General features: G+C 61.6%; 23 protein-coding genes. 1 reads left to right on the forward strand and 22 read right to left on the reverse strand.

What is annotated here, in order from left to right; translation table 11 throughout:
• Positions 1 to 13: 13 nt before the first annotated feature.
• The 22 genes from FFA61_RS04880 to rpsB form a co-directional block, all read right to left on the reverse strand.
• Complete coding sequence (locus FFA61_RS04880; protein WP_005964026.1) at positions 14 to 649, reverse strand: thymidine kinase; 636 nt, start codon at positions 647 to 649, stop codon at positions 14 to 16.
• A gap of 272 nt (positions 650 to 921) precedes the next feature.
• Positions 922 to 2,394, reverse strand: coding sequence for an aspartate ammonia-lyase (gene aspA / locus FFA61_RS04885; RefSeq protein WP_005964029.1), 1,473 nt, complete (start codon positions 2,392 to 2,394; stop codon positions 922 to 924).
• A gap of 217 nt (positions 2,395 to 2,611) precedes the next feature.
• The gene (locus FFA61_RS04890) at positions 2,612 to 3,358 is read right to left on the reverse strand and encodes a succinate dehydrogenase/fumarate reductase iron-sulfur subunit (protein WP_005964031.1); all 747 of its coding nucleotides are present in this window, start codon (positions 3,356 to 3,358) and stop codon (positions 2,612 to 2,614) included.
• Positions 3,355 to 5,358, reverse strand: coding sequence for a fumarate reductase/succinate dehydrogenase flavoprotein subunit (locus FFA61_RS04895; RefSeq protein ID WP_005964033.1), 2,004 nt, complete (start codon positions 5,356 to 5,358; stop codon positions 3,355 to 3,357). Before FFA61_RS04895 ends, FFA61_RS04890 begins: the two co-directional genes overlap by 4 nt.
• Entirely contained in the window at positions 5,355 to 6,065 is a 711-nt protein-coding gene (locus FFA61_RS04900) for a succinate dehydrogenase/fumarate reductase transmembrane subunit (RefSeq protein WP_005964034.1), read from the reverse strand. The genes FFA61_RS04895 and FFA61_RS04900 overlap by 4 nt, the downstream gene beginning before the upstream one ends.
• Before the next feature lie 116 nt (positions 6,066 to 6,181).
• Entirely contained in the window at positions 6,182 to 6,499 is a 318-nt protein-coding gene (locus FFA61_RS04905) for a phosphopantetheine-binding protein (protein WP_005964036.1), read from the reverse strand.
• Position 6,500: 1 nt separating this feature from the next.
• Positions 6,501 to 7,004: a DUF3145 domain-containing protein gene (locus tag FFA61_RS04910; RefSeq protein ID WP_040314308.1), complete on the reverse strand. Its 504-nt coding sequence runs from the start codon at positions 7,002 to 7,004 to the stop codon at positions 6,501 to 6,503.
• A 153-nt stretch (positions 7,005 to 7,157) separates the two neighbouring features.
• Positions 7,158 to 7,649 carry a peptide deformylase gene (gene def / locus FFA61_RS04915; protein WP_040314135.1) on the reverse strand — a complete coding sequence of 164 codons (492 nt, stop codon included), beginning with the start codon at positions 7,647 to 7,649 and terminating at the stop codon, positions 7,158 to 7,160.
• 2 nt (positions 7,650 to 7,651) lie between these two features.
• Positions 7,652 to 9,463 (reverse strand): proline--tRNA ligase, encoded by a 1,812-nt coding sequence (locus tag FFA61_RS04920; RefSeq protein ID WP_005964044.1) that lies wholly within the window; start codon positions 9,461 to 9,463, stop codon positions 7,652 to 7,654.
• A 91-nt stretch (positions 9,464 to 9,554) separates the two neighbouring features.
• Positions 9,555 to 9,989, reverse strand: coding sequence for a hypothetical protein (locus tag FFA61_RS04925; RefSeq protein ID WP_005964046.1), 435 nt, complete (start codon positions 9,987 to 9,989; stop codon positions 9,555 to 9,557).
• Between the two features lie 97 nt (positions 9,990 to 10,086).
• Positions 10,087 to 10,578 (reverse strand): hypothetical protein, encoded by a 492-nt coding sequence (locus tag FFA61_RS04930; protein WP_005964048.1) that lies wholly within the window; start codon positions 10,576 to 10,578, stop codon positions 10,087 to 10,089.
• A 35-nt stretch (positions 10,579 to 10,613) separates the two neighbouring features.
• Positions 10,614 to 11,750 carry a flavodoxin-dependent (E)-4-hydroxy-3-methylbut-2-enyl-diphosphate synthase gene (gene ispG / locus FFA61_RS04935; protein WP_051057884.1) on the reverse strand — a complete coding sequence of 379 codons (1,137 nt, stop codon included), beginning with the start codon at positions 11,748 to 11,750 and terminating at the stop codon, positions 10,614 to 10,616.
• 144 nt (positions 11,751 to 11,894) lie between these two features.
• Positions 11,895 to 12,944 (reverse strand): threonine aldolase family protein, encoded by a 1,050-nt coding sequence (locus FFA61_RS04940; protein ID WP_005964053.1) that lies wholly within the window; start codon positions 12,942 to 12,944, stop codon positions 11,895 to 11,897.
• Between the two features lie 24 nt (positions 12,945 to 12,968).
• Positions 12,969 to 14,207 (reverse strand): M50 family metallopeptidase, encoded by a 1,239-nt coding sequence (locus tag FFA61_RS04945; protein ID WP_005964056.1) that lies wholly within the window; start codon positions 14,205 to 14,207, stop codon positions 12,969 to 12,971.
• On the reverse strand, positions 14,207 to 15,442 hold the full coding sequence (gene dxr / locus FFA61_RS04950; RefSeq protein WP_005964059.1) for a 1-deoxy-D-xylulose-5-phosphate reductoisomerase: 1,236 nt from the start codon (positions 15,440 to 15,442) through the stop codon (positions 14,207 to 14,209). Before dxr ends, FFA61_RS04945 begins: the two co-directional genes overlap by 1 nt.
• Complete coding sequence (locus FFA61_RS04955; RefSeq protein ID WP_005964061.1) at positions 15,439 to 15,990, reverse strand: DivIVA domain-containing protein; 552 nt, start codon at positions 15,988 to 15,990, stop codon at positions 15,439 to 15,441. The genes dxr and FFA61_RS04955 overlap by 4 nt, the downstream gene beginning before the upstream one ends.
• Entirely contained in the window at positions 15,987 to 17,222 is a 1,236-nt protein-coding gene (rlmN, locus tag FFA61_RS04960; protein ID WP_005964064.1) for a dual-specificity RNA methyltransferase RlmN, read from the reverse strand. Before rlmN ends, FFA61_RS04955 begins: the two co-directional genes overlap by 4 nt.
• The gene (locus tag FFA61_RS04965; RefSeq protein WP_005964067.1) at positions 17,219 to 18,106 is read right to left on the reverse strand and encodes a phosphatidate cytidylyltransferase; all 888 of its coding nucleotides are present in this window, start codon (positions 18,104 to 18,106) and stop codon (positions 17,219 to 17,221) included. Before FFA61_RS04965 ends, rlmN begins: the two co-directional genes overlap by 4 nt.
• A gap of 5 nt (positions 18,107 to 18,111) precedes the next feature.
• Positions 18,112 to 18,669, reverse strand: a complete 558-nt coding sequence (frr, locus tag FFA61_RS04970; RefSeq protein WP_005964070.1) for a ribosome recycling factor — start codon at positions 18,667 to 18,669, stop codon at positions 18,112 to 18,114.
• 17 nt (positions 18,670 to 18,686) lie between these two features.
• Complete coding sequence (pyrH, locus tag FFA61_RS04975) at positions 18,687 to 19,403, reverse strand: UMP kinase (protein ID WP_040314138.1); 717 nt, start codon at positions 19,401 to 19,403, stop codon at positions 18,687 to 18,689.
• Between the two features lie 95 nt (positions 19,404 to 19,498).
• Positions 19,499 to 20,326 (reverse strand): translation elongation factor Ts, encoded by an 828-nt coding sequence (gene tsf / locus FFA61_RS04980; RefSeq protein WP_005964077.1) that lies wholly within the window; start codon positions 20,324 to 20,326, stop codon positions 19,499 to 19,501.
• A gap of 30 nt (positions 20,327 to 20,356) precedes the next feature.
• Positions 20,357 to 21,199: a 30S ribosomal protein S2 gene (gene rpsB / locus FFA61_RS04985; RefSeq protein ID WP_005964079.1), complete on the reverse strand. Its 843-nt coding sequence runs from the start codon at positions 21,197 to 21,199 to the stop codon at positions 20,357 to 20,359.
• A gap of 205 nt (positions 21,200 to 21,404) precedes the next feature.
• Between rpsB and FFA61_RS04990 the strand changes: the two genes are divergently transcribed.
• Entirely contained in the window at positions 21,405 to 22,343 is a 939-nt protein-coding gene (locus FFA61_RS04990; protein WP_083879485.1) for a M23 family metallopeptidase, read from the forward strand.
• The last annotated feature ends 368 nt before the right edge of the window (positions 22,344 to 22,711 follow it).

Here is a 22,711-nt window from a genome sequence, read left to right on the forward strand (position 1 = left end):
GTACACCTCGAAGTCAGTACGCCCCGCCGTGGCAGCGCTCGGCCTCGTAGGGAAGAAGCCCCCCGGCCTCGAAGTAACACGCCGGGCACAGCGCCTCATAGCCGACCTCGACTCCATCGATCGCCACTTGTTCCCCGGAGAACACGAAAGCCCCGTCAATGGTGCGCCCATTGAACATCGCTTTCTTCCCGCAGCGGCAGATCGTCTTGAGTTCCTCAAGGGAATGGGCGATTTCAAGGAGCCTGCGCGAACCGGGAAAGGAATGGGTGAGGAAATCCGTGCGGATCCCATAGGCAATCACCGGGATCGTGAGTTCAACGGCGATCCTCAACAAATCATCAACCTGTGCGGGGCTGAGGAACTGGGCTTCGTCAATGAGAAGACAGGCGATCGGCTCTTCCCCTTGTGCCTCAGCCTCGGCGACGAGGGAGCCGAGGAGTTCACGAAGATTCGTCTTCTTATCGACGAGAAGATCAACGTTGCGAGACACTCCGAGCCTGGAGACCACCGCCGTATCCCCCTTCGTATCGACGGCGGGCTTAGCGAGGAGGATCCTTTGTCCCCGTTCCTCATAGTTGTAGGCCGCCTGGAGGAGCGCCGTTGATTTACCGGAGTTCATCGCCCCGTAGCGGAAGTAAAGCTTCGCCATCCTGGTTCCTTTCGCGCCCCTCGATCCTAGCCTTTCACCCCTGCTCCAAGGATCATCACGCTCATAAGAAAGACAGCGCATGCCCCCCTGCTCAGCCGTGCAGATCCGCCGAAACGCATGCTCCACGCGCGCGGGTTTGCTGGAGTCATGGAAGCACGGTAGTATGCCTCTAGGCGCGCGGGCCCACTACCGGTTTTTCAAGCGGAAGGACAAACTGGGACACCATGTTCCACACGCGCCTGTGCTACGAGCACAGGACGATAGAGGCAGCGTCAGCGGAGCGCAGGGTCCTCGGGCACTTCAACGACCGAAGGATCCGCGCCCGAGTAATAGTTCTTATCCCGGTACTTCGGACGCAAAAGATTCTCCACACTCAAAAGCTCATCCAGGGTCTTCTCATCAAGGAGCCCCATTTCGAGGACGACTTCTGCCACATTGCGCCCCGACCTCGCACACTCCCTACCGACCGCATCCCCGTTCGCGTGCCCGATCACCTCATTGAGGTAGGTGACAATCCCAATGGAGTCAAGCACATTGCGCCTGCACACCTCCTCGTTCGCTTCAATCCCGATGATGCAGAACTCTCTGAGGGTCCGCATCGCCGAGGTCAGCAGGTTGATGGATTCGAACAAGCACTGCCCGATCACGGGTTCCATGACATTGAGCTGAAGCTGGCCGGCCTCGGAGGCGAAAGAAAGGGCCACATCATTGCCGAAGACCTTGAAGCAGACCTGGTTGACGACCTCGGGAATCACCGGATTCACTTTCGCGGGCATGATCGACGAACCCGCAGCGCGTTCCGGAAGGCGGATCTCCCCCAGCCCCGCGCGGGGCCCGGAGGACAAAAGGCGCAGATCATTGCAGATCTTCGACAGTTTCACTCCGAGGCGCTTGATCGCCGCATGCATCGACACATAGGCACCGGTGTCGCTCGTCGCCTCGAGGAGATTATCTGCGCCCTTGATCTCAAGTCCCGTGACTTCGCGAAGATGACTCACGACCGCATCCTGGTAGCCCTCGGGAGTGTTGAGTCCCGTTCCAATGGCAGTGGCACCGAGATTCACTTCAAGCAGGAGCGCTGAATTGTTGCGCAAGCGAGGGATTTCCTCGCCGAGCAGGACCGAGAAAGCTTCGAACTCCTGGCCCAGGCTCATCGGCACCGCGTCTTGAAGCTGGGTGCGTCCCATCTTCAAAACATCCTTGAACTGCAAGCCCTTGGAGGCGAGGGAATCGATGAGGCGTTCGAGTTCGGCGATGAGCGCTTCGACTTTCTCATAGACCCCCAGGCGAAAGCCCGTCGGGTAGGCATCATTGGTCGATTGGGATTTGTTCACATGGTCGTTCGGGTGAACGTGGGTGTAGCGTCCCTTCGCGTATCCCAAGTGTTCGAGGGCGAGGTTCGCGACGACCTCATTGGTGTTCATGTTCACGCTCGTGCCCGCGCCACCTTGGAAAACGTCGATCGGGAATTGATCGAGGCAGCGCCCGTCCTCAAGGATCTCATCGCAGGCCCAAATGATGGCGTCGGCGATCTGCGGATCGAGGATCCCGAAATCCCTGTTCGCCAGGGCCGAGGCTTTCTTCACTTGGACCATGCCGCGCACGAAGGCGGGTTCGTCGCCGATCGTGTGCCCTGAGATTTGATAGTTCTCGATCGCTCGGAGCGTGTGGATGCCCCAATAGGCTTCGAGTGGAACACTGCGGGGGCCGAGGAGGTCCTCTTCGATCCTGCCGACGGTCTTCACCTGATTCTCCCTTTTCGCTGGCTTTCGCGCTCCGTTGCGCGACACAGCGATTCTCTCGCAACCTGGGACGATCGGCCTAGACTTGCCGAAAGATCATGTAGAGTTCACCATCTCATAAGACCAGCTTGGCAAAATCTTGACGAAAAGCTGTGGGGGTGCAGCGCCCTCTCCTTCGGCGCACGACCCCAGCACAACCAGGCGTCAGAAGCCCGCCTTCTCAGTTCTTGCGGTGGAAAAGGGCACCCCAACGCTCCCGAGTCACCACTCCCGTCACCCCCAATGGGAGCTTGGCGGGACAGGCGCGAACACACTCCGCGTAGCCAGAGCACCCCCCGAAGAAACTCTCCAGCACCTTCGACATGTCACGAGCCCGCTTGCGACGCTCTTTGGAGGGGATCGGCAAGAGTGCAAGAGAAGCCAGACGCGCCCCCGCATAAAGGGCGGCAGACCCATTCGGGCAGGCCGCGACGCACACTCCGCACCCGATACACGCTCCCAAGTCCAAAGCCTCAAGGGCCCTGTCTTTCCCGATTGGGAGTCCATCGGCGTCCGGCGCAGCCCCGGTCTTCGTCGAAGCCGCACCACCCGTGCCCATGAGGCGGTCAAGGATCGAACGGTCGACAACGAGATCACGGATCACCGGATACAGGCCGGAGCGCAAAGGCTCAATGGTGATCCTCGTTCCCTCTTCCAATTCGCCCAAACGCTGATGGCATGCGGGCAGGTTCTGAGCAAAACCATTGGGACGGCCATTGACCATCAACGCGCAGGCCCCGCAAATCCCCTCCCGGCAATCCGAATCGAAAGCGATGGGCGCAATATTCTGTTTAACGAGTGAAGCGTTTAAAACATCGAGCATTTCAAGAATGCTCATCAAAGGATCCGCATCCTCGAGCACATACTCTTCGAAACGCCCCTTCTGCTCACGCCCGTCCTGCCTCCAGACTTTGACTCGAAGCATCATCGGTAATCCCTCGCCTTCACTTCAACACTGTAGAAGGCGAGGTCTTCACGCCGGTGAAGGAAGCTCGGGGTCTGATCCCAGCCCTGAGACTCCCAAGCGGACACGCACCGCCATTCCTCATCGTCTCTTCTGGCCTCCCCATCTGCCGTGACGTGTTCGACGCGGAAGTGCGCCCCGCACGACTCCTCGCGGTGAAGAGCATCGACGCACATGAGTTCAGCGAGTTCGAGGAAGTCCCGTACGCGCATCGCTTCAACGAGATCCTGGTTGAACTCGTGTGCTGTACCGGTGATTCTCACGTCCTCGTCGAAGGCCGTTCGGATCTGTCGAATGTCATGGATCCCCCGGATGAGTCCCTTACGCGAGCGGGTCACACCGCAAGACTCGTACATGAGCTCTCCGAGTTCGCGATGGAAATCCTTTGCGCTCGTCGTGCCCACCGCAGAAAAAGCCCGGTCGATCCGCTTCTCGGTCCGTTCGAGTGCTTCGCGGAGCGCCGAATCTTCCACGCTGATGAGGGGCTCTTTGAAACGGGTCGAAAGGTAGTCGGTGACGACGTGCGGGATCGTGAAAGCCCCGTCGACACAGGCCGCGAGAAGGGAGTTCGCGCCCAGTCGGTTCGCCCCATGATAGGCGGCGTTCGCCTCGCCGGCAACGAAGAGACCGGGAATGGTTGATTGGAGGCGGTAGTCCACCCACAGGCCTCCCATTGTGAAATGGGCGCCGGGTGCGATCCTCATTGGCCGCGTGTACGGGTCCTCCCCCGTCGAATCCTTGTACATGTCGAAAAGATTGGAGTACTTCGCTTCCAAAGCCTGCCTGCCCTGGGCAGCCAAAGCATCACGGAAGTCAAGGTACACAGAGTTTCGGGCAGGGCCGACTCCGCGCCCCGCACGGATCTGAGCATGAGCCGCCCTCGATGCAATATCACGAGGCGTGAGATTGCCGTATGCGGGGTATTGGCGTTCGAGGTAGTAGTCCCGTTCCTCTTCAGGAATGTCGCCGGGCTCTCGCTGATCCTGGGCACTCAGGGGCACCCAGATCCGCCCATCGTTGCGCAGCGACTCCGACATGAGAGTCGTCTTCGACTGCCAGGGATTCGACATGGGCAAAGCTGTGGGATGGAACTGAACGAAGGAAGGTGAGGCGAAAGCCGCGCCCGCACGATGCGCCCGCCACACCGCTGTCACATTGGAGTTCTTCGCGAGGGTCGAGGAGAAGTAACAGCTCCCATAGCCGCCCGTCGCGAGCACAACTGCATGCGCTCGAATGACGTGGATGCGCCCGCTCTCGAGATCACGGACGACCACTCCGGCCGCCCTGCCCTCGGCGAGAAGAAGATCAAGCATCTCCGTGCGCGCATGCAGGCGAATCCTGCCTGCAATCGCTTCTCGCAAGAGCGCACTTGATGCTGCGATCTGGAGCTGCTGGCCCGTTTGCCCCCGCGAGTAGAAGGTCCGGGAGACTTGAACGCCGCCGAAAGAACGTTTGGCCAAGTGGCCCCCGTATTCGCGAGCGAAGGGGACTCCGAGGGCATTCATGTGGTCAATGACTTTGCTCGAAAGCTCGCCGAGGCGGTAGACCTCGGATTCTCGGGCGCGGAAATCCCCGCCTTTCAGCGTGTCGGTGACGAAGCGTTTGAGGCTGTCCCCGTCCACTCCCCTCCCTCGAGCCGCGTTGATTCCTCCTTGAGCTGCGACTGAGTGGGCACGTCTTGGCGAGTCGTGGAAGGTCACCGCATCCACTGCAAAACCGAGTTCGGAAAGGGAAACTGCAGCTCCCGCCCCAGCCAGTCCCGTGCCGACGACGACGATGCGGAGCTTAGGGCGGTTCGCGGGGCTGATGAGGCCCGCTGTAGAGACGAAGTGCGCCCACTTGTTCTCCACGGGCCCTTCGGGTTCGTGGGCGTCGAGTGCGGGGCCCTCCTCGACTGCGGGGGGCGTGATTCGTGCCATGCGCAGGTCGATCCTGGAGGTGATGGGTTCTTCTTCGTTGATCATGCGGCGAGTCCCTTCATCAGGGAGAAGCACAGGACCGCTCCGTCGCCCAGGACGATTGCGACGGCGATTCCTGCTCCGATGATTTCTGCGATTCTCAGTCCTCGCCTCCCGGTCATGCCCAGGTCTTTGACAGCCAGGCCGATCCCGTGGAAGAGATGAAGGCCGAGTGCGATGAGGAAGAGGGCGTAGCCCGCGCCCGCCAGGGGGCGAGAAAGAGATGCGAGGACATTCGCGGCTGCATGGAAAGCCGGGTCTGGTGGTCTGAAGGCTGCGGAGGCCACAACGACTCCGAGGGTCAGGTCGAGGATGTGCAAGACGATGAGAATGGCGAGGAGGATTCCCGTGGGGAGCATCGCGCTCGCGAGGATACGACGCGCATGTATTCCGCCGGCCCCCGGTGTTCGGGTTCTCAAGGCTGAGGCTTTAAGGGCGAGAGCGCAAAGAATATGCGTGAAAATCGCCAAGAGGAGAAGAATCCTGAAGATCCACAAGGCCCCCTCGTAGGGCATGAGGGGGACGAGGAATTCACGAAGCCACGCCGCGTAGGCATCCATTGAGTCCGGGTCGATGAGGATCTTGAGGTTTCCGAGCATGTGAATGGCAACGAAGGCCACCATGAACAGGCCCGTGAGCGCAAGAAGCGGCTTCGCGACCCACACGGGGATGAGCCCGCGCACAGACTGTGAGTGTTCCTGAGCAGCATCCACGCTGATGCACCTCCTCCTCCAAGCCTAGAGAAGGCGCGGCACTCCTGTGGCCTTTCGCACATTCCGTCTCATATTCATCTCAGGCAGCACGAAAGAGAGGAAGCGCCCGGAGTATCTCAGCGCGTGGCGGCCTCTACTCCTGTGAGGAGGTCTTCCATGGTTGTCCACTCTCCGATGGATGCGTCGGGGATCTGGATGTGCAATTCGTGTTCGATTCTCGCGATGATCGCGTAGAGGACGAGGTCGTCAAGGTCAAGGTCCTCAACGAGTCTGAGATTTGCGCGCGCTGCCTCGGGCTCGAGGGGAGTTTCGTCGAGGACGGCCGCCATCGCTGTTTCGCGGATGCGATCCGAGTCCTCTTGCGCCCGAGTATGAGTGTCCTCTGGTTCTTCAGACGTGAGTGAGTATCCGAGTAGCTCCGCGATCGACCCCATCTCAGCCGACCCTGTTGTTCAACCAGCGCACGGGCGCGCCGGCTCCGGCGTGACGGAAGGGTTCGAGTTCCTCATCCCAGGCCGCACCCAGGGCGAGGTCGAGTCCTTCGCGCAACTCTTCAAGGGAAGAAGCTCCTTCCAGGGCCGCGCGGATACGGTCCTCGGGGACGACCATATTGCCGACGGTATCCATCTGAGAGTGGAAGATCCCCAGTGAGGGCGTATGCGACCAGCGCCCACCGTCATTGTGTGGGCTCGCTTCCTCCGTCACCTCGTATCGCAGGTGTTCCCATCCACGAAGCGCGGAGGCAAGGCGCGCCCCTGAGCCCGTTGGCCCGGCCCAGGAGAATTCGCTTCTCACCATGCCGGGGGCGGCATCTTGTGCGATCCATTGAAGATGCACTTCCTGGCCGAGGGCGGTGCCGACAGCCCATTCGATGTGCGGGCACAGTGCGGGCGGCGTCGAGTGCACGAAAAGTACACCGCGGGTGTATGTCCCTCTCAATGTGACCTCCGGTTCTTCTTGAGGATCGTCTTCCCCTACGTCCTCTGAACCGAACATCCACTGTTTTCACGGTGCACCCTCATCATAGCTGACCCGCCCCAGCTTCCAGAAGGAACCTGCGGCGGGTCGCTCACTGATCATCAAGGAATGCGTTCACCACTCCTGATTGCGGATGTCGCGCAACGCCTTCTTACGGGTCTTGCGATCGAGGCGATCAATATAGATGTAGCCGTCCAGGTGATCGCACTCGTGTTGGAGGCAACGGGCCATGAGCTCTTCGCCCTCGAGGGTGATCTTCTTGCCGTCCAAGTCAATGCCCTCAACGCGCGCATACCAGGCTCGCTCAGTCGGATACCACAAGTGCGGCACCGAGAGGCAGCCCTCGTCGCCATCCTGATACTCATCCTCCGATACCTCGACAATACGAGGGTTGAGGACGTAGCCGATCTCGCCGTCAATGTTGTAGGAGAAAGCCCTCTTGCTCACGCCGATCTGGTTGGCGGCAAGACCTGCACGCCCATCCATATCAACATTCTCGAGGAGGTCTTCGACAAGCGCCTTGATCGAGGCGTCAATCTCGCGGATCTCCTCGCACGGAGTACGCAGAACAGGGTCTCCGATGATTCGGATTTCACGATGCGCCATCTTCACTCTCCCTTGATCAACTGCTCATGAGCGGCCACGAGTACCTCCACGGCCTCTTCGATAGCAAGCTCCCTGCGTTCACCCGAAGCACGCTCACGGACTTCAACGAGGCCTGTGGCCAGTCCCCTGCCAACGACGAGTGACAGCGGAACACCGAGGAGTTCCGAGTCGGCGAACTTCACTCCCGCACTCACCTTGCGCCGGTCATCGAAGAGGACATCCAAGCCCCGGGCCTCGAGCTCTTGGGACAGGGCCTGGGCGGTTTCGAACACCTCATTGCCCTTCCCGGTTGCGAGAACATGCACATCGAAGGGGGCGATAATCGCAGGCCAGGCGAGGCCTTTGTCATCGTGGTTCGCTTCAGCAAGAGCGGCGAGTACACGGGACACGCCGATCCCGTAGGAGCCCATGGTGACGACCTGAGCCTTGCCGTTCTCATCGAGGACCGTCAGCCCCAGGGCCTTCGCATACTTGCGGCCAAGAGCGAAGATGTGACCGATCTCAATGCCCCGCTCAAGGTGGAGCGGACCTGAACCGTCGGGAGCCAAGTCGCCCTCACGGACCTCAGCGGCCTCGATCGTGCCGTCAACCTGGAAATCCCGTCCCATGACAAGGTCGAAAACGTGATGCTGATCCTTATTCGCGCCGGTCACCCAGCTCGTCCCTTCGACGATCCGAGGATCAACGAGATAGCGGACCGAACCGCTCACGCGCCCGTCCTCGTCAATGGTGCGGGCAGGCGAATTCGGACCGATGACCTGGGGGCCGATGTAGCCGCGAACCAGTTCGGGATGGTCCTCAAGCTCCTTGTCGGTCGCCATCTCCACTTCAGCCGGGGCGAGTGAAGCCCCGAGGCGCTTCATATCGATCTGACGATCACCGGGAATGCCGACGACGAGGAGTTCGCTTGCCCCATCCGGGTGCGTGAGGGTCACCACGACATTCTTCAAAGTGTCGGCGCCATTCCAGGGGCGCCCATCGCTGCGCGGATACTCCGAGTTCAGCAGCTCCACGAGGGTCTCAATGGTTGAGCATTCGGGAGTTGCAACGACGCGAGGCTCTCCCACTCCGGAAGCGTCGACGGGTTCAGGAGCGGGAGTCGTCACGGCTTCAGCGTTCGCCGCATAGCCTCCGGGGGAACGGACGAAAGTGTCCTCTCCGATCGGGCTCGGGTGGAGGAACTCCTCCGAACGCGAACCTCCCATCGCGCCCGACATGGCCGACACGATGACATAGTCGAGTCCGAGGCGGGTGAAGATGCGCTCGTAAGTGTCGCGTTCGGCGTTATAGGAGGCATTGAGCCCTTCATCCGTCAGATCGAAGGAGTAGGCGTCCTTCATGATGAACTCGCGGCCACGAATCAGGCCCGCGCGTGGACGAGCCTCATCGCGATACTTCGTCTGGATCTGGTAGAGCATCGTCGGCAGATCCTTGTACGAGGAGTACATGTCCTTGACGAGCAGGGTGAACATCTCCTCATGAGTCGGCGCAAGCAGGTAGTCGCCCTGCTTGCGGTCAACGAGTGTGAAGAGAGTCGGACCGTACTCCTCCCAACGCTTCGTCGCCTTATAGGGTTCAGCCGAAAGGAGGGCCGGGAAATGAACCTCCTGGGCTCCCATTCGGTCCATTTCCTCGCGGACAATCGCCTCCACCTTGCGCAGGACCCGCAGACCGAGAGGCAGCCAGGTGTAGATTCCAGGGGCTGCACGTCGAATGTAACCGGCTCTGACGAGGAGCTTATGGGAATCGACCTCAGCATCAGCCGGGTCCTCGCGCAAAGTGCGCAGGAAGTATGAAGACAAAGTTCTCAGCACCCGTCCAGGGTAGTCCACGCCCCCGCCCCGAAGCGACCTCGCTCCACTTGAGCTCCACCTCCCCTCCGGGCTCAGGGCCTCTTCTTCTCTCTCAGTGGCGCGGGTCGAGGAGCATCCTTTGCAGTTCTGTGCGAGAGCGCTCCGGATGGCGCCTGTAGAAGCGAGTGGCCATCCACCCCGGGTACATCCAATCCGGTAAGGCTCCGCCCATGAAAGACCAGGCCGCGATCACCACGATGGCGCCGAAAAGGACAACGACAAGGGTGGACTCGAAGATCGGATCGCGTCCCACGATCATCCTGGCGCTCACAGCTCCCAGAACAATCCAGGTGAGCCCCGCGAGGGGCACAAGAGGCCAGATCACAGCTTGAATCTGAGGAATCGCCGCCCCGGAAGAGAAGGGGTAGCAGCGCAGGATCGCGATCCTGCGGGCCCTGAGGCTCACTCCCGACCACAGCCAGCCCCAGGCAGCGAGGATGAACACTCCCGTCACGACGAGCATCGATACGCCGAACCATTGGCTCATGAGTGTTCCCCCCTCAAAGCAATGTTCTATGGCACGCCGACGTGCTCTGGCATCGCTTCAGCGTAGCCGAAAAGAGACGCCACCTGCTCCGCAGCACTCAGAGCACTAAGGCTGCCCGCTTAATATCCCTCAGCATGCGCATCGCGGTGAAGGACTCCACCGCAAGACGCGCCCCCAGTGCCACGGAGGATGCCTCCGGAGCCGCCACGTGCCGTTCTCGCAGGTGAAGCAAGGTTCGTTCCGGTGTCAAAGGCAAAAGCGCAAAAACAACAGTCCCCGTGCGGCCCTCGTCTTCAAATCCGGGAGTCGGGACGCTCAGAATCAGGCAGGAGTTCTCCTCGCGAGCCAGGATGCGCGAAGCCTCCTCATCCTCGAAGGCCTGCTCAATGACTCGCCACACGATCTCGGGTGAGGCGTCGATGCGCACGCCGCGGTCGAGCACCGTATCAGCGGTGGGCACGAGCAGATCGCCCGGCAGGGAGACCGCAGCCTCCGATGCGCTCAATCCGATCCGCCGCGGGAAACCGCTCGCAACAGCGGCCCCGACAAGGGCTGCGCCCGTCAGCGCGAGACAACGAGTGAACTTCATCAGTCTTCCTTCCTGACTGCTCAAATCTTTCGCATTCAGCGTCCGAGGGGAAGGACTTGAACCTCGCCGTCGCCAGGTTCAAGGCCCATTTCCTCAGCAAGGGCATTCGCTCGATTGATCAGGGTCTCGACGATCTGATCCTCAGGGACCGTCTCGACGACCTCACCGCGAATGAAGATCTGTCCCTTCCCATTGCCCGAAGCGACACCGAGGTCGGCCTCGCGAGCCTCACCGGGACCATTGACAACGCAGCCCATGACGGCGACGCGAAGCGGGACCGTGAGCTCCTTGAGCCCCTCGGTCACGTTCTCGGCAAGAGTCCACACGTCGACCTGCGCGCGTCCGCAGGAGGGACAGGAGACGATCTCGAGGGTCCTGTCACGCAGTCCCAAGTACTCCAAGAGCTTCGTGCCGACCTTGACCTCCTCGACCGGGGGCGCGGAAAGGGACACGCGGATCGTGTCGCCGATTCCCTGGGCAAGAAGCACCGAGAACGCGGACACGGATTTGATCGTGCCCTGGAAAGCGGGGCCGGCCTCGGTCACGCCCAGGTGGAGAGGCCATTCGCCCGCTTCGGAGAGCTGCCGGTAGGCCTCGATCATTGTCAACACATCGTGGTGCTTGACGGAGATCTTGAAATCGTGGAAATCATTCTCCTCGAAGAGGGAAGCCTCCCATACGGCGGACTCAACGAGAGCCTCAGGTGTGGCCTTTCCGTACTTCTTGAGCAGGCGCGGATCCAAAGAACCAGCGTTCACGCCAATGCGCAGGGAAGTCCCATGGTCCGAGGCCGCCTTGCAGATTTCCTTGACTTGGTCATCGAACCTTCGGATGTTTCCGGGGTTGACGCGCACTGCACCGCAGCCCGCCTCGATGGCGGCGAAGACGTACTTCGGGTTGAAGTGGATATCGGCGATCACCGGAATACGTGATTGCTTCGCAATGATCGGGAGAGCTTCAGCGTCCTTGTCCGTCGGGCAGGCGACACGCACAATGTCACAACCCGCGGTGGTGAGCTCTGCGATCTGCTGGAGGGTCGCACCAATATCGTGGGTCTTCGTCGTCGTCATCGATTGGACGGAAACCGGTGCCCCATCGCCGACGGGAACATCGCCGACCATAATGCGGTGAGTCTTCTTACGCGGGAAGGATGAGGTCTTCACGGCGGGCATGCCCAGAGCAATTTCAGTCACGCCCCTATTATCGCCCGCTCGCCGCTGCGCCAGGCTCGCCAGCTCTGACTTTGTGTCCTGTCCCTCATGAGCGCCCCTGAGGCGCAGCCCGGGCTTCATGAGCCTGTCACGAATGCTCGGCCTCTATTTCGAGACCTTGGCAATCCATTCGAGGATCGCCGCCTCGTCCTCCTTCGTCGTCGACCACGACACCACGACGCGAGCGCACACCCGATCCGGTGACAGTCTCTCCCATTCGAGCAGCTCAAAACGTGAAGAAAGATCCTCCCACACATCAAGGGGCACGATCGGGAAGATCTGGTTCGTCGGCGAATCCACGAGCATCTCGAACCCGGCCTCCTCGAAGGCTCGACGGATCCTCTGGGCGCGCAAGGTCGCTTCCCGGGTCACGGTGAAATAGTCCCCCCTCCTGAGCAAAGCCAGGAACTGCGCCCCCAAGAGCCATCCTTTCGCGAGAAGACCACCGTGGATCTTCATGAGGGGACGCAGATGCTCACACTCCTCGTGCCGGGGCAAGACGAGGGCTTCTGCGCCCAGGGCTCCACATTTCGTCCCCCCGATCGTGAAAGCATCACTGAGACGGGCAATGTCTTTGAGCGTGACGTCATTCGTTGTCGCACCGAGCCCGTAGCCCATGCGGGCGCCATCAATGTAGAGAACAAGACCGTGGGCATGACACACCTCGGACAGGGCTTCCAAGCGTTCAAGAGAATACAAGGTCCCGAGCTCCGTCGGCTGGGAGATGCACACGAGGCCAGGTTCAGCCAGATGCTCGCGCATCCCGCCATCACGCCACTGAAGGATGAAATCCTCGACTTCACTGGGGTCGAGGAGGCCATCGTGGGAGGCCAAGAGCTGGATCGAATGGCCGGAATTCTCAATCGCCCCGGCCTCGTGCGTGGCGATATGGCCGGTCGTGGCGCACAGGACCGACTGCCAGGGGCGCAAGAAAGAATCGATCGCAATGTCATTGACTTGTGTGCCGCCGACGATGAAGCGCACACACCCCGAAGGAGTACCGCACAGCTCAAGAATCCACGATTCAGCTTGAGAACACAGTTCATCCATCCCATATCCCGCAAATGTCCTCGTATTCAAGGAGGTGATCTCCGCTAAAACCGCGGGATGGGCGGTCACAGAATAATCATTCGTGAAAACCGGGCGGCGAGTCACTCTTTCTTCTTCCCCCTTGTGGAATCACTCCAATGCAATCGGTCGAATGATATCGGCGAGTACGAGAAGCAGCGTCATCGCGATGAGCAGTGCGCCGACCGTGTAGCTCACAGGCATGAGCCGTGCAGTATCGACGGGCCTGGGCTGTGGCTTGCGGGCAAGCCTCGCAAATCCTGTGCGCGCCCCCTCGAAGAGGGCCGCTGCAATGTGCCCGCCGTCGAGGGGCAGAAGGGGAATGAGATTAAACAGCCCGAGTGCAATGTTCACAGAAGCCAAAATCGACAGAAGAACAGACCATGTGTAACGCAGCGAATCCGGATTGGCGCCGCTCGAATCCGCGCTCACCTCTCCCGCGATTCTGCCGACTCCAACAATGGAGACGAGGCCGTCCTGATCGCGTTGTGTGCCAGCGACAAGAGAGTGAGCAACATTCCACAGTGCGCTCGGAAGCGAGATGAGGGCATCACCGGTTCTCGTGAGCATCTGAATATAGGCGCCGATGAATTCGCTGGGCGTGGCAGCCCGATACTCTTTGGCGGCAACGACGCCGATAACGGGCCGCTCGTCCTCGCCCATGAGAGGAGTGACGGGCACACTCACCAGCGCATCTGCCCGTTCGAGGGTGAGCTCGATCGGGCCGTGTCCAGCTTCTTTCACAGCGGGGCCAAGCTCTGACCACCGCGAGATCGGCCTGCCCTCAACGGCGACGATCCGATCCCCTGGTTTCACTCCAGCAGTGGCCGCAGGGCCGGGGAGTTCACCCGAGGAGGTATGAACAGTGGCGCGAACTTCGGAAAGCTCAAGAGTCGCTACGGGTGAGCCGATTCCGAAAGCCGCGACCGCAAGGAAGACGAAAGCGAGAAGCAGGTTCACCATCGGCCCGCAGGCCATGACGATCACTTTGCGCCACCAGCTCAGACGATAAAAGGCTCGAGCCTCCTCGCCTTTGGGGATCTCCTCTGCACTGGCGCGGCGCGCCTCCTCCGCGAGAGTGAGATGGCCCGAGCGTCTCCATCTTTTACGTGAGGGCGAGCCGGGGGCGAACATGCCAAGAAGACGCACATAGCCGCCCAGGGGCAGAGCGCGAAGAACGTAGTGAGTTGTCCCTTTCTTCACTGAGAAGAGTTTCGGCCCGAAACCGATCGCGTACTCGGGGACGAGGGCGCCAAAGCGTTTCGCCGGAAGCATATGTCCGAGCTCATGCAAGGCGACGGAGAGGGTGAGGCCGATCAGGACCACGAGGATTCCGAGGACCTGTCCCATTACTTCCAGCCCTCCTGGGCCACGGCCTCCTCGGCGCGGGCCCTGGCCCACTCCTGGGCCCCGATGATGTCCTCGAGCAGGGGATCTGCGATGCCCTCATGGGCGCCAACCACATCGCGCAGCACATCAACAATGCCGAGCCAGGGTAGGCGTCCCGAAATGAAAGCGTCGACAAGGACCTCATTGGCGGCGTTGAAGACTGCGGGGTGGGTCGCAGATGCGGCCACAGCCGAGCGCGCAAGACTCACCGCTGGGAATGTCGTCTCGTCAATCGCTTCGAATGTCCAAGACTGGGGTTTGCTCCATGTCAGGGGCTCTTCGACCTTTTCGAGGCGTTCGGGCCACGACAATCCGAGGGCGATCGGCAGGCGCATATCCGGCGGGGATGCCTGCAATGTCGTCGCCCCATCAATCCAGGTCACCATCGAATGGACGATCGACTGGGGGTGCACGACCGTGAGCACATGCTCAGGGGCAACATCGAAAAGCAGATGCGCCTCAATGAGTTCAAGTCCCTTGTTGACGAGAGTCGAGGAGTTGATCGTGACGACCGGTCCCATATCCCAGGTCGGGTGGGAGAAGGCCTGAGCGGGAGTGACATCACGAAGCTCTTGACGAGTGCGGCCCCTGAAAGGACCTCCCGAAGCGGTAAGCACCAGATCGGCGACCTCGGACTTACCCGTAAGAAGCGGCGAGGTCAGTCCCTTCTCATGCACGCCCGAAGCGAGTGCCTGAGCGATCGCGGAATGCTCCGAGTCCACTGGGACGATCTGGCCGGGCCGCACGCAGGCGCTCCTGACGAGGTGGCCGCCCACGACGAGGGACTCCTTATTCGCCAAAGCGAGAGTCGCCCCCGATTGAAGGGCCGCGAGAGTCGGAGCGAGCCCCACTCCCCCGGTGATGCCGTTGAGAACAACACCCGAGGGGACGAGGCTGGCGGCCTGAGTGACGCCTTCTTCTCCCTCGAGTATCTCGGGGATCTTCGCCTTCGGATCAAGAGTCTTCAGGACGTCGATCAGCTCCTGGGCGCCGAGTGAGGCGAGGGCGACGAGCTGGGGGCCGAACTCGAGGACTTGGCGTGCGAGGAGTTCAATACGGCCTCCACCCGCTGCCAGAGCGTGTACGTCGAATCGTCCGGGGTGCGAGCGGATGACCTCCAAAGCTTGGGTGCCGATGGAGCCGGTGGATCCGAGGATGACGACCGGGGAGGCTGCAAAGTGGGTGGGAGCGCTCATTCGACTGCGAGGAGGATCTCGACTGCTCGCCCCAGATAGGCATCTACCGGCCCTTCGAGGTATCCCTTCTTTCCGCGCGCAGGCTTAAAGACCGCGGTGCGCACTTCGTCGACACTCAAGGGCCTGCCCTCGTCGAAGTAGGCGGCCAGGCGATCGAGGAGGTCGTCAACTGCGACGACGTCGTAGCCTCGTCCCTTCTGAGGGTGAGCGAAGCGCTCACCGCGCGGGCGCAAGAGCCTGTCGTACAAGGTGGTCGCACGGTCCGCGATCTTCTCAAGCCATGCCGCTTCACCGTTGACGGCGACGTGATCGAGGCGGTCGCGTTGAACGAAAGCCGCTTCGAGACGGTTCATCGCTGCATCGACCGCGTCCATCCGGTAGCCGCCACGTTTGAGGGGAAATGTCGCTTGGCGGACCTGTTCAGAGGAGAATCGCTCCGCGGGCACTCCGCCCTCATAAGCCCTGCGTGCGTCTTCGAAGAAGGCGTCCACGTGTTCGGGCGCGTATCCGTTCCTCAAGAAGCTCACCTTCGGGAAAGCGTCACTCATCGGTTCTCCTGCTCGGATCGTTCCTCGTTTGCTGCTGTTGTCGCTCCGCCCTGAGTAACGGCGGTCGCGAGCTGACCGCATGCGCCGTCAATGTCGGAGCCGCGGGTATCGCGAATTGATGTCGAGATCCCATTGTCGCGCAGGGTCTTCACAAATGCGTCCTGAGCGCGCCGCGTCGAGGCGGTCCAGATCGTTCCGGGCGTCGGATTCAAAGGGATCGGATTGACATGGGCCCAGCCGTGTCCGCGCTTATTGAGCTCATCGGCGAGGAGTTGAGCCCGGTAACGCTGATCGTTCATGTCCTTGATGAGCGCGTATTCGATCGACACGCGCCGACCGTTTGTGAGGAAGTACTCACGAGCCGCATCGAGGAGTTCACCGACTTTCCACCGCGAGTTAATGGGGATCAACTCGTCGCGAAGATCGTCGTCTGGCGCATGGAGCGAAACCGCGAGAGTCACAGGAAGGCCTTCGCCCGCGAGTTTCTTTATCGCGGGGACGAGGCCGACCGTTGACACCGTGATATTGCGCGCCGACATGCCAAAACCTTCAGGACTTGGATCAATGAGACGGTGGAGCGCCGAGACGAGCATCTTGTAGTTCGCGAGGGGCTCTCCCATCCCCATGAACACGATATTGCTTAGACGCGTGGGCCCACCTTCGAGGAGCCCTTCCCTGCATGCCACTTGAGCCTGACGCACTTGGTCGATGATTTCCGCGGTCGACAGATTACGGGTGAGCCCCATCTGTCCGGTCGCGCAAAACGGACAGGCCATACCGCATCCGGCTTGGGAGGAGACGCACAGGGTCGTCCTTTCCGGGTAACGCATGAGGACCGACTCGACCTTCGCCCCGTCGAAGAGGCGCCACAGGTGCTTGAGAGTCATTCCTCGGTCGGCGCGTTGGACGACGACCTCGGTGACGAGTTCGGGAAGGAGCACCTTGACCAGGTTTTCTCGCATCGAGGCGGGGATATCCGTCATCGTATTCGGGTCGACGCTGAAATGATCGAAGTAGTGGCGAGAGAGCTGATCGGCTCTAAAGGCTGGGAGGCCAAGATCCTTCAAAACCTTCTTACGTCCGGCGAGGTCGAGATCCGCCAGATGCGCAGGGGCCTTTCCCCTGCGTTTGGGTGCGAAAGAAATGATCGGCTTCGCGTCGGCGCTTGTGGCGCCTTCGGGCGGTTGATCGCTGGGACGCACCTCTGGGCGTGCGGCGTGTGCGAGAGTCATTGGGCTCCTAGGAGAGTCCAGGACAAGATCAGGTACATGATGGGAGCGACCATGAGGAGTGCATCCACTCGATCAAGAATCCCCCCGTGCCCTGGCAGGAGCGCCGACATGTCCTTCAATCCCGCTTCTCTCTTGATCAGTGACTCGGTGAGGTCACCGAGAGTGCCGATCATGCAGGCTCCCAGGCCTGCGAGGACGCCGAAACCCCAATGAGCTCCGAGCGCCCAGAAGGAGGCCGCACCAAGGCCTGCCGCTGCGATGGACGAACCGGCGAAGCCCTCCCAGGACTTCTTCGGGGACAGGCGCGGCGCCATCGGGTGCTTCCCGAACAGAACTCCTGCGACCCAACCGCCGGTGTCAGATGCGACGACGAGGCCGACGTAGACGAGCACGAGCCACGGGTCCTGCAAGTCCTTGACCATGAGGACCACGAAGGATGCGAGGAAGGGAATGTAGACGGCCGCGAACACGGAAGCCATGACATCTTGGATGCAGCCCTTCATATCACCTTCGAGGATCCTCCAGGTGACGACGGCGAAGAAGGTCGCATACAAGGCGAAGAGGAGAGCCTCAGGACCAAGAGTCCAGGCGCAGGTGAGCATCCCGATAGCCCCAATGTACAAGGGGGGCATCATCAGGGATGTTCCCAGTCGCGCGAAGGCGCCGCCGAGCTCCCACAGGCCGGCCAGGACGAGGACGCCGATGAAAACGACGAAGAGCCAGGGCACATAGACGAGCGGCAACGAGGCCGCCACGATCAGCACGATAGCCGTCGTGACCGCTGCTGGGAGATTACGACCGGCTTTGCCGGAGGCGGCAAGGGGCTCCCCCTGCCGGGTCGGCCCCGGATGGAGGATCCGTCCGACGAGGGAGGGGGAATCCATTGGGCTCACAGCGTGAGGAGCTCGCTTTCCTTCGAGGCGAGGAGCTTGTCGATCTGCTCGACGTGGCTCTTCGTCGTGGACTCGAGAGACTTTTCCGCGCGATCGACTTCGTCTTCGCCGGCCTCCCCATCCTTCTTCAACTTATCGAGCGTGTCCTTCGCCTTTCGGCGAATGTTACGCACGGACACTCGGGCTTCCTCGGCCTTCGTCTTCGCGAGCTTGACGTACTCGCGGCGACGTTCCTCGGTGAGGGCGGGAAGGACGACTCGGATGACGTTGCCGTCATCGGTGGGGTTCACTCCCAAGTCGGACTCGCGCAGGGCCTTGAGGATCTCCTGGGTCGCGGTGCGGTCGAAAGGAGAGATGAGGACGGTGCGTGCCTCGGGGATCTGGAAGGAGGCGAGCTGTTGCATGGGCGTGGGAGCGCCGTAGTAGTCGACGGGGATCTGATCGAACATCGCCGAGTTGGCTCGTCCGGTACGGATGTTCCCGAACTCGCCTCGGGCGGCCTCGACGGCGCGATCCATCTTGTCCTCGGCCTCGAGGAGAATGTCATCAATCACTGGGGCTCCTATGTTGATCAGTTGTCAGCCGTGACAAGAGTACCGATTCTCTCGCCGAGAAGAGCAGCAGTCACGTTACCGGGCTCGGACATCCCGAAGATCCGGGTCTTGAGCCCATTGTCGCGGCACAGGGCCAGCGCGGTCGAATCGACGACCTTGAGTTCATGAGCCAAGGCGTCCGAGTAGGTGACGAAGTCGAGCTTCTTCGCTTCTGGGTTCGTGCGCGGGTCATCATCGTAGACGCCGTCGACCCCGTTCTTCGCGACGAGGAGTTCATCGCAGTGGGTTTCGAGGGTCCGTTGAACCGAGACCGTGTCGGTTGAGAAGTAGGGCATGCCGGCTCCGGCACCGAAGATCACGACGCGTCCCTTCTCCAGGTGACGAATCGCGCGAAGAGGAATGTAGGGCTCAGCGACCTGCGTCATGGTGATCGCGGACTGGACTCGAGCAGGAACTCCCGCTTGTTCGATGAAATCTTGGAGGGCGAGGGCGTTCATGACGGTTCCCAGCATGCCCATGTAGTCCGCGCGGGAGCGGTCCATGCCCGCTTGGGCGAGGGAGGCTCCCCTGAAGAAATTACCGCCACCGACGACGACTGCGACTTCGACTCCGCGGCGCACCGCAGTTGCGATCTGTCCCGCGATATCGCGGACGACGAGCGGATCGAGGCCAACGGCTCCGCCGCCGAAAGCTTCACCGGAAAGTTTGAGGAGGACCCTGCGGGACTTCGCCATGTCGATTGCTCCTAAAGAAGTGAGGATGAGAACTGAGGAGAAGATGTGTGGGTACTGTAATGGCCCCGCCACTGGGGCGGGGCCATTACGAAGCGTCAGGCTCCGACGTGGACGCGGACGAAGTCAGTGATCTTCGCGCCGGCCTCTTCGAGGACCTTCCCGACCGACTTGGAGGGGTCGCGGGCGAAGGCCTGGTCAACGAGGCAGTTGTCCTTGAAGTAGGCCTCGAGACGACCGGTGACGATCTTGTCGACGATCTTCTCGGGCTTGCCCTCTTCGAGGGTGATCTTCACGAGAGTCGCACGCTCCTTCTCGAGTACATCGGCCGGAACGTGGTCGCGGTCAAGGTACGCGGGCATGTAGGCGGCGACGTGCATCGCGATGTCGTGGGCGACCGAAGCGCCAGCGGCGTCGGTCACGACGAAGACGCCGACCTGCGGGGGCAGGTCCGGGCTGGTCTGGTGGAGGTAAAGATCAACGTTCTCGCCCTCGACGCGCACGACGCGACGGATCTCGAGCTTCTCGCCGATGATCGCAGCCATGCCGTTGAGCTTGTCCTGAACGGTCTCTCCACCCATGGGGGCGGCGAGGAGGGTCTCAAGATCTGCGGCCTTGGAAGCGACAGCGGCCGCGAGGACCTCGTTCGCGAAATCGATGAACTTCTGGTTCTTCGCGACGAAGTCGGTCTCGGAGTTGACCTCGACGAGGACGCCGACGCCATCTTCGACCTCGGCGACGAGCAGGCCTGCGGAGGCCTGACGGTCTTCACGCTTGGAGAGCGACTTGAGGCCCTTGAGGCGGATGATCTCCAGTGCCTTCTCAGCGTCGCCATCGGCCTCGGTGAGGGCCTTCTTCACATCCATCATTCCGGCGCCGGTCTGCTCGCGCAGAGCCTTCACGTCGGCAGCGGTGAAATTCGCCATTGACAGTGTCCTTTTCTTCGAGCTGCGGTTTCAGTCCTGCTTGGGAGCCTCTTCGGCGGGCGCCTCTTCAGCCTTGGCCTCTTCGACCTCGGCGGGAGCGGCTTCTCCTTCGAGGAGCTCGCGCTCCCATTCGGCGAGAGGCTCGGCGACGGTCTCGGCCGAATCAGCGGACTTGCGGGTCTCAGAACGCGCGAGGAGGCCATCGGCGACGGCGTCGGCGATCACGCGGGTGAGGAGGGAGACGGCGCGGATGGCGTCGTCGTTACCCGGGATGCGGTAGTCGACCTCGTCCGGATCGGCGTTGGTGTCGAGGATCGCAACGATCGGGATGTTGAGCTTACGAGCCTCAGCAACAGCGAGGTGTTCCTTCTTCGGATCGACGATCCACAGGGCCGAGGGGACCTTGGCCATGTCGCGGATGCCGCCGAGGGTGCGCGAGAGCTTCTCCTTCTCGCGGCTCATCATGAGCAGTTCCTTCTTGGTGTGGCCGGAGGCGGCGACATCTTCGAAGTCGAGCTGCTCGAGTTCCTTGAGGCGCTGGAGGCGCTTGGCGACGGTCTGGAAGTTGGTGAGCATGCCACCGAGCCAACGATGGTTCACGTAGGGCATGCCGACGCGGGTGGCCTGCTCGGCGACGGCCTCCTGAGCCTGCTTCTTCGTTCCGACGAAGAGGATCGAACCGCCGTGGGCGACCGTCTGCTTGACGAAGTCGTAAGCGATGTCGATGTCGGCGATCGTCTGCTGGAGGTCGATGATGTAGATGCCGTTGCGCTCGGTGAGGATGAAGCGCTTCATCTTCGGGTTCCAACGGCGAGTCTGGTGTCCGAAGTGGACGCCGGACTCGAGGAGCTGACGCATGGTAACGACTGCCATGATCGTCCTTTCCCCGCGTTCGCGGGATCGTGGGGTTTCCACCCCGGTTCGGTTATTGCCCAAGATTCACACCCGGGCCCTAGCGCCGTGACCGCCGACCGCCTGAAAAGGACCGGGTCGGCGCGCCCCGCGATGCAGCTCAAGGCTGCGCTGCGGCAACGACGCGCGAAGTCACCTGAGAACAGGTGCCCTGACAGTTTAGACCATGAGATCAGGCGGACTTTCCAGCGTCATTGTGACCCTCGTCGCCGAATCCGCTTCGTCTTCGGCCTCTTGCGCTATCGACACCTGTGCGTGTTCTGCCAGCGCCGGTGCTCTCCCCCTTTCCACAGGCCTTCGCGCTCCCACGACGCATCCACATCCTCAGGGGATCGTCATGGTCTTCCGCTTGAATACTGTGGAGGCTGGGCTCGTGCTCAGCCGCCTTGTGTTTCTCGTCTTCGCCCTCAGTGCTTCTTTGCTCGTCGCACCCCTTGAGGCGCCGCCTCGCGGCGCTTTGGGGCTCCTGCCCTCTTCGAAGACTGGTGTCTTCTTCGCGCCTCCGGGTGCAGTGCCGCTTAGAGCTGGTGGTCCAGCCCTAGGTGAAACACGGGGAATGCTCTCACGTGAAACACCAGAACGCCTCGCGGATGCCATGACGGGGCCCGGCATATTCGACGTGGCACGGGCACTCGAATACGAGGACGCGGGGGCACTCATATTCACAGAGGCTGGCTCAGCCGCCCTCGAAACTTCCCCAGCCGATTCTGGCTGGTCGTGGCCCTGCGATGGGCCGGCTCGGGTTTTGCGTGCATACGATCCTCCGGCCCGCCCCTGGCTGGCCGGTCATCGGGGCGTCGATCTGGATCTTCCTCCAGGCTCGATCATCCGCGCTCCAGCCGCCGGTACCGTGCTCGTGGCGGGCACAATCGTGGACCGTCCCGTCATTTCGATCCAACACGGAAGGCTGCGCTCGACCTTCGAAGCGGTGGAGCCCCTTGTCCTTCCCGGCCAATTCGTCGCCCGTGGTGAAGCGATCGGGGTCCTGGGCGAGGGGAGTCACACTCCGGGTCTGCATTGGGGCGCGAAACTCTCAGCGACAGAGTATGTGGATCCGCTGCGCCTGCTCGTCGGCGAAGTCGTGCTCTGGCCCTGGGAGGGCTAAGCCTGAGCTCAAGCCTTCACCACTGGCGCCAGCGTTTCACGAGGCGTGAGGAGGGTGGCGTCGCTGCACATCGATTGGCTCCGATGGGGGCGGTATTTGGCCTGAGTGTGAGCGGGTCGTGTTTCGAGGGCGAAGGAGGGATGTGGACAAGGCAGATCGCATTGGGCCCGCCTGCAGTCCTAGAGCTGAGTTCCCCGGCCCCGGGCACAGCTTTGTGCCCCCAAAGCAGGCCCCATGGGCGCGGGTGGGCCGGACAGCGTGGAGGTTAAAGCGCACTGTCTGGCGCAGGCCCCCATGGGCGCGGGTGGGCCATGTGCTCGGCTTGTTGCCAGTCCTGCAATGCCGCAGGCCCTCAGGGGCGCGGGTGG

Origin of the sequence: Schaalia cardiffensis F0333 (assembly GCF_005886435.1) — a bacterium.
GTDB classification, from domain to species: domain Bacteria; phylum Actinomycetota; class Actinomycetes; order Actinomycetales; family Actinomycetaceae; genus Pauljensenia; species Pauljensenia cardiffensis.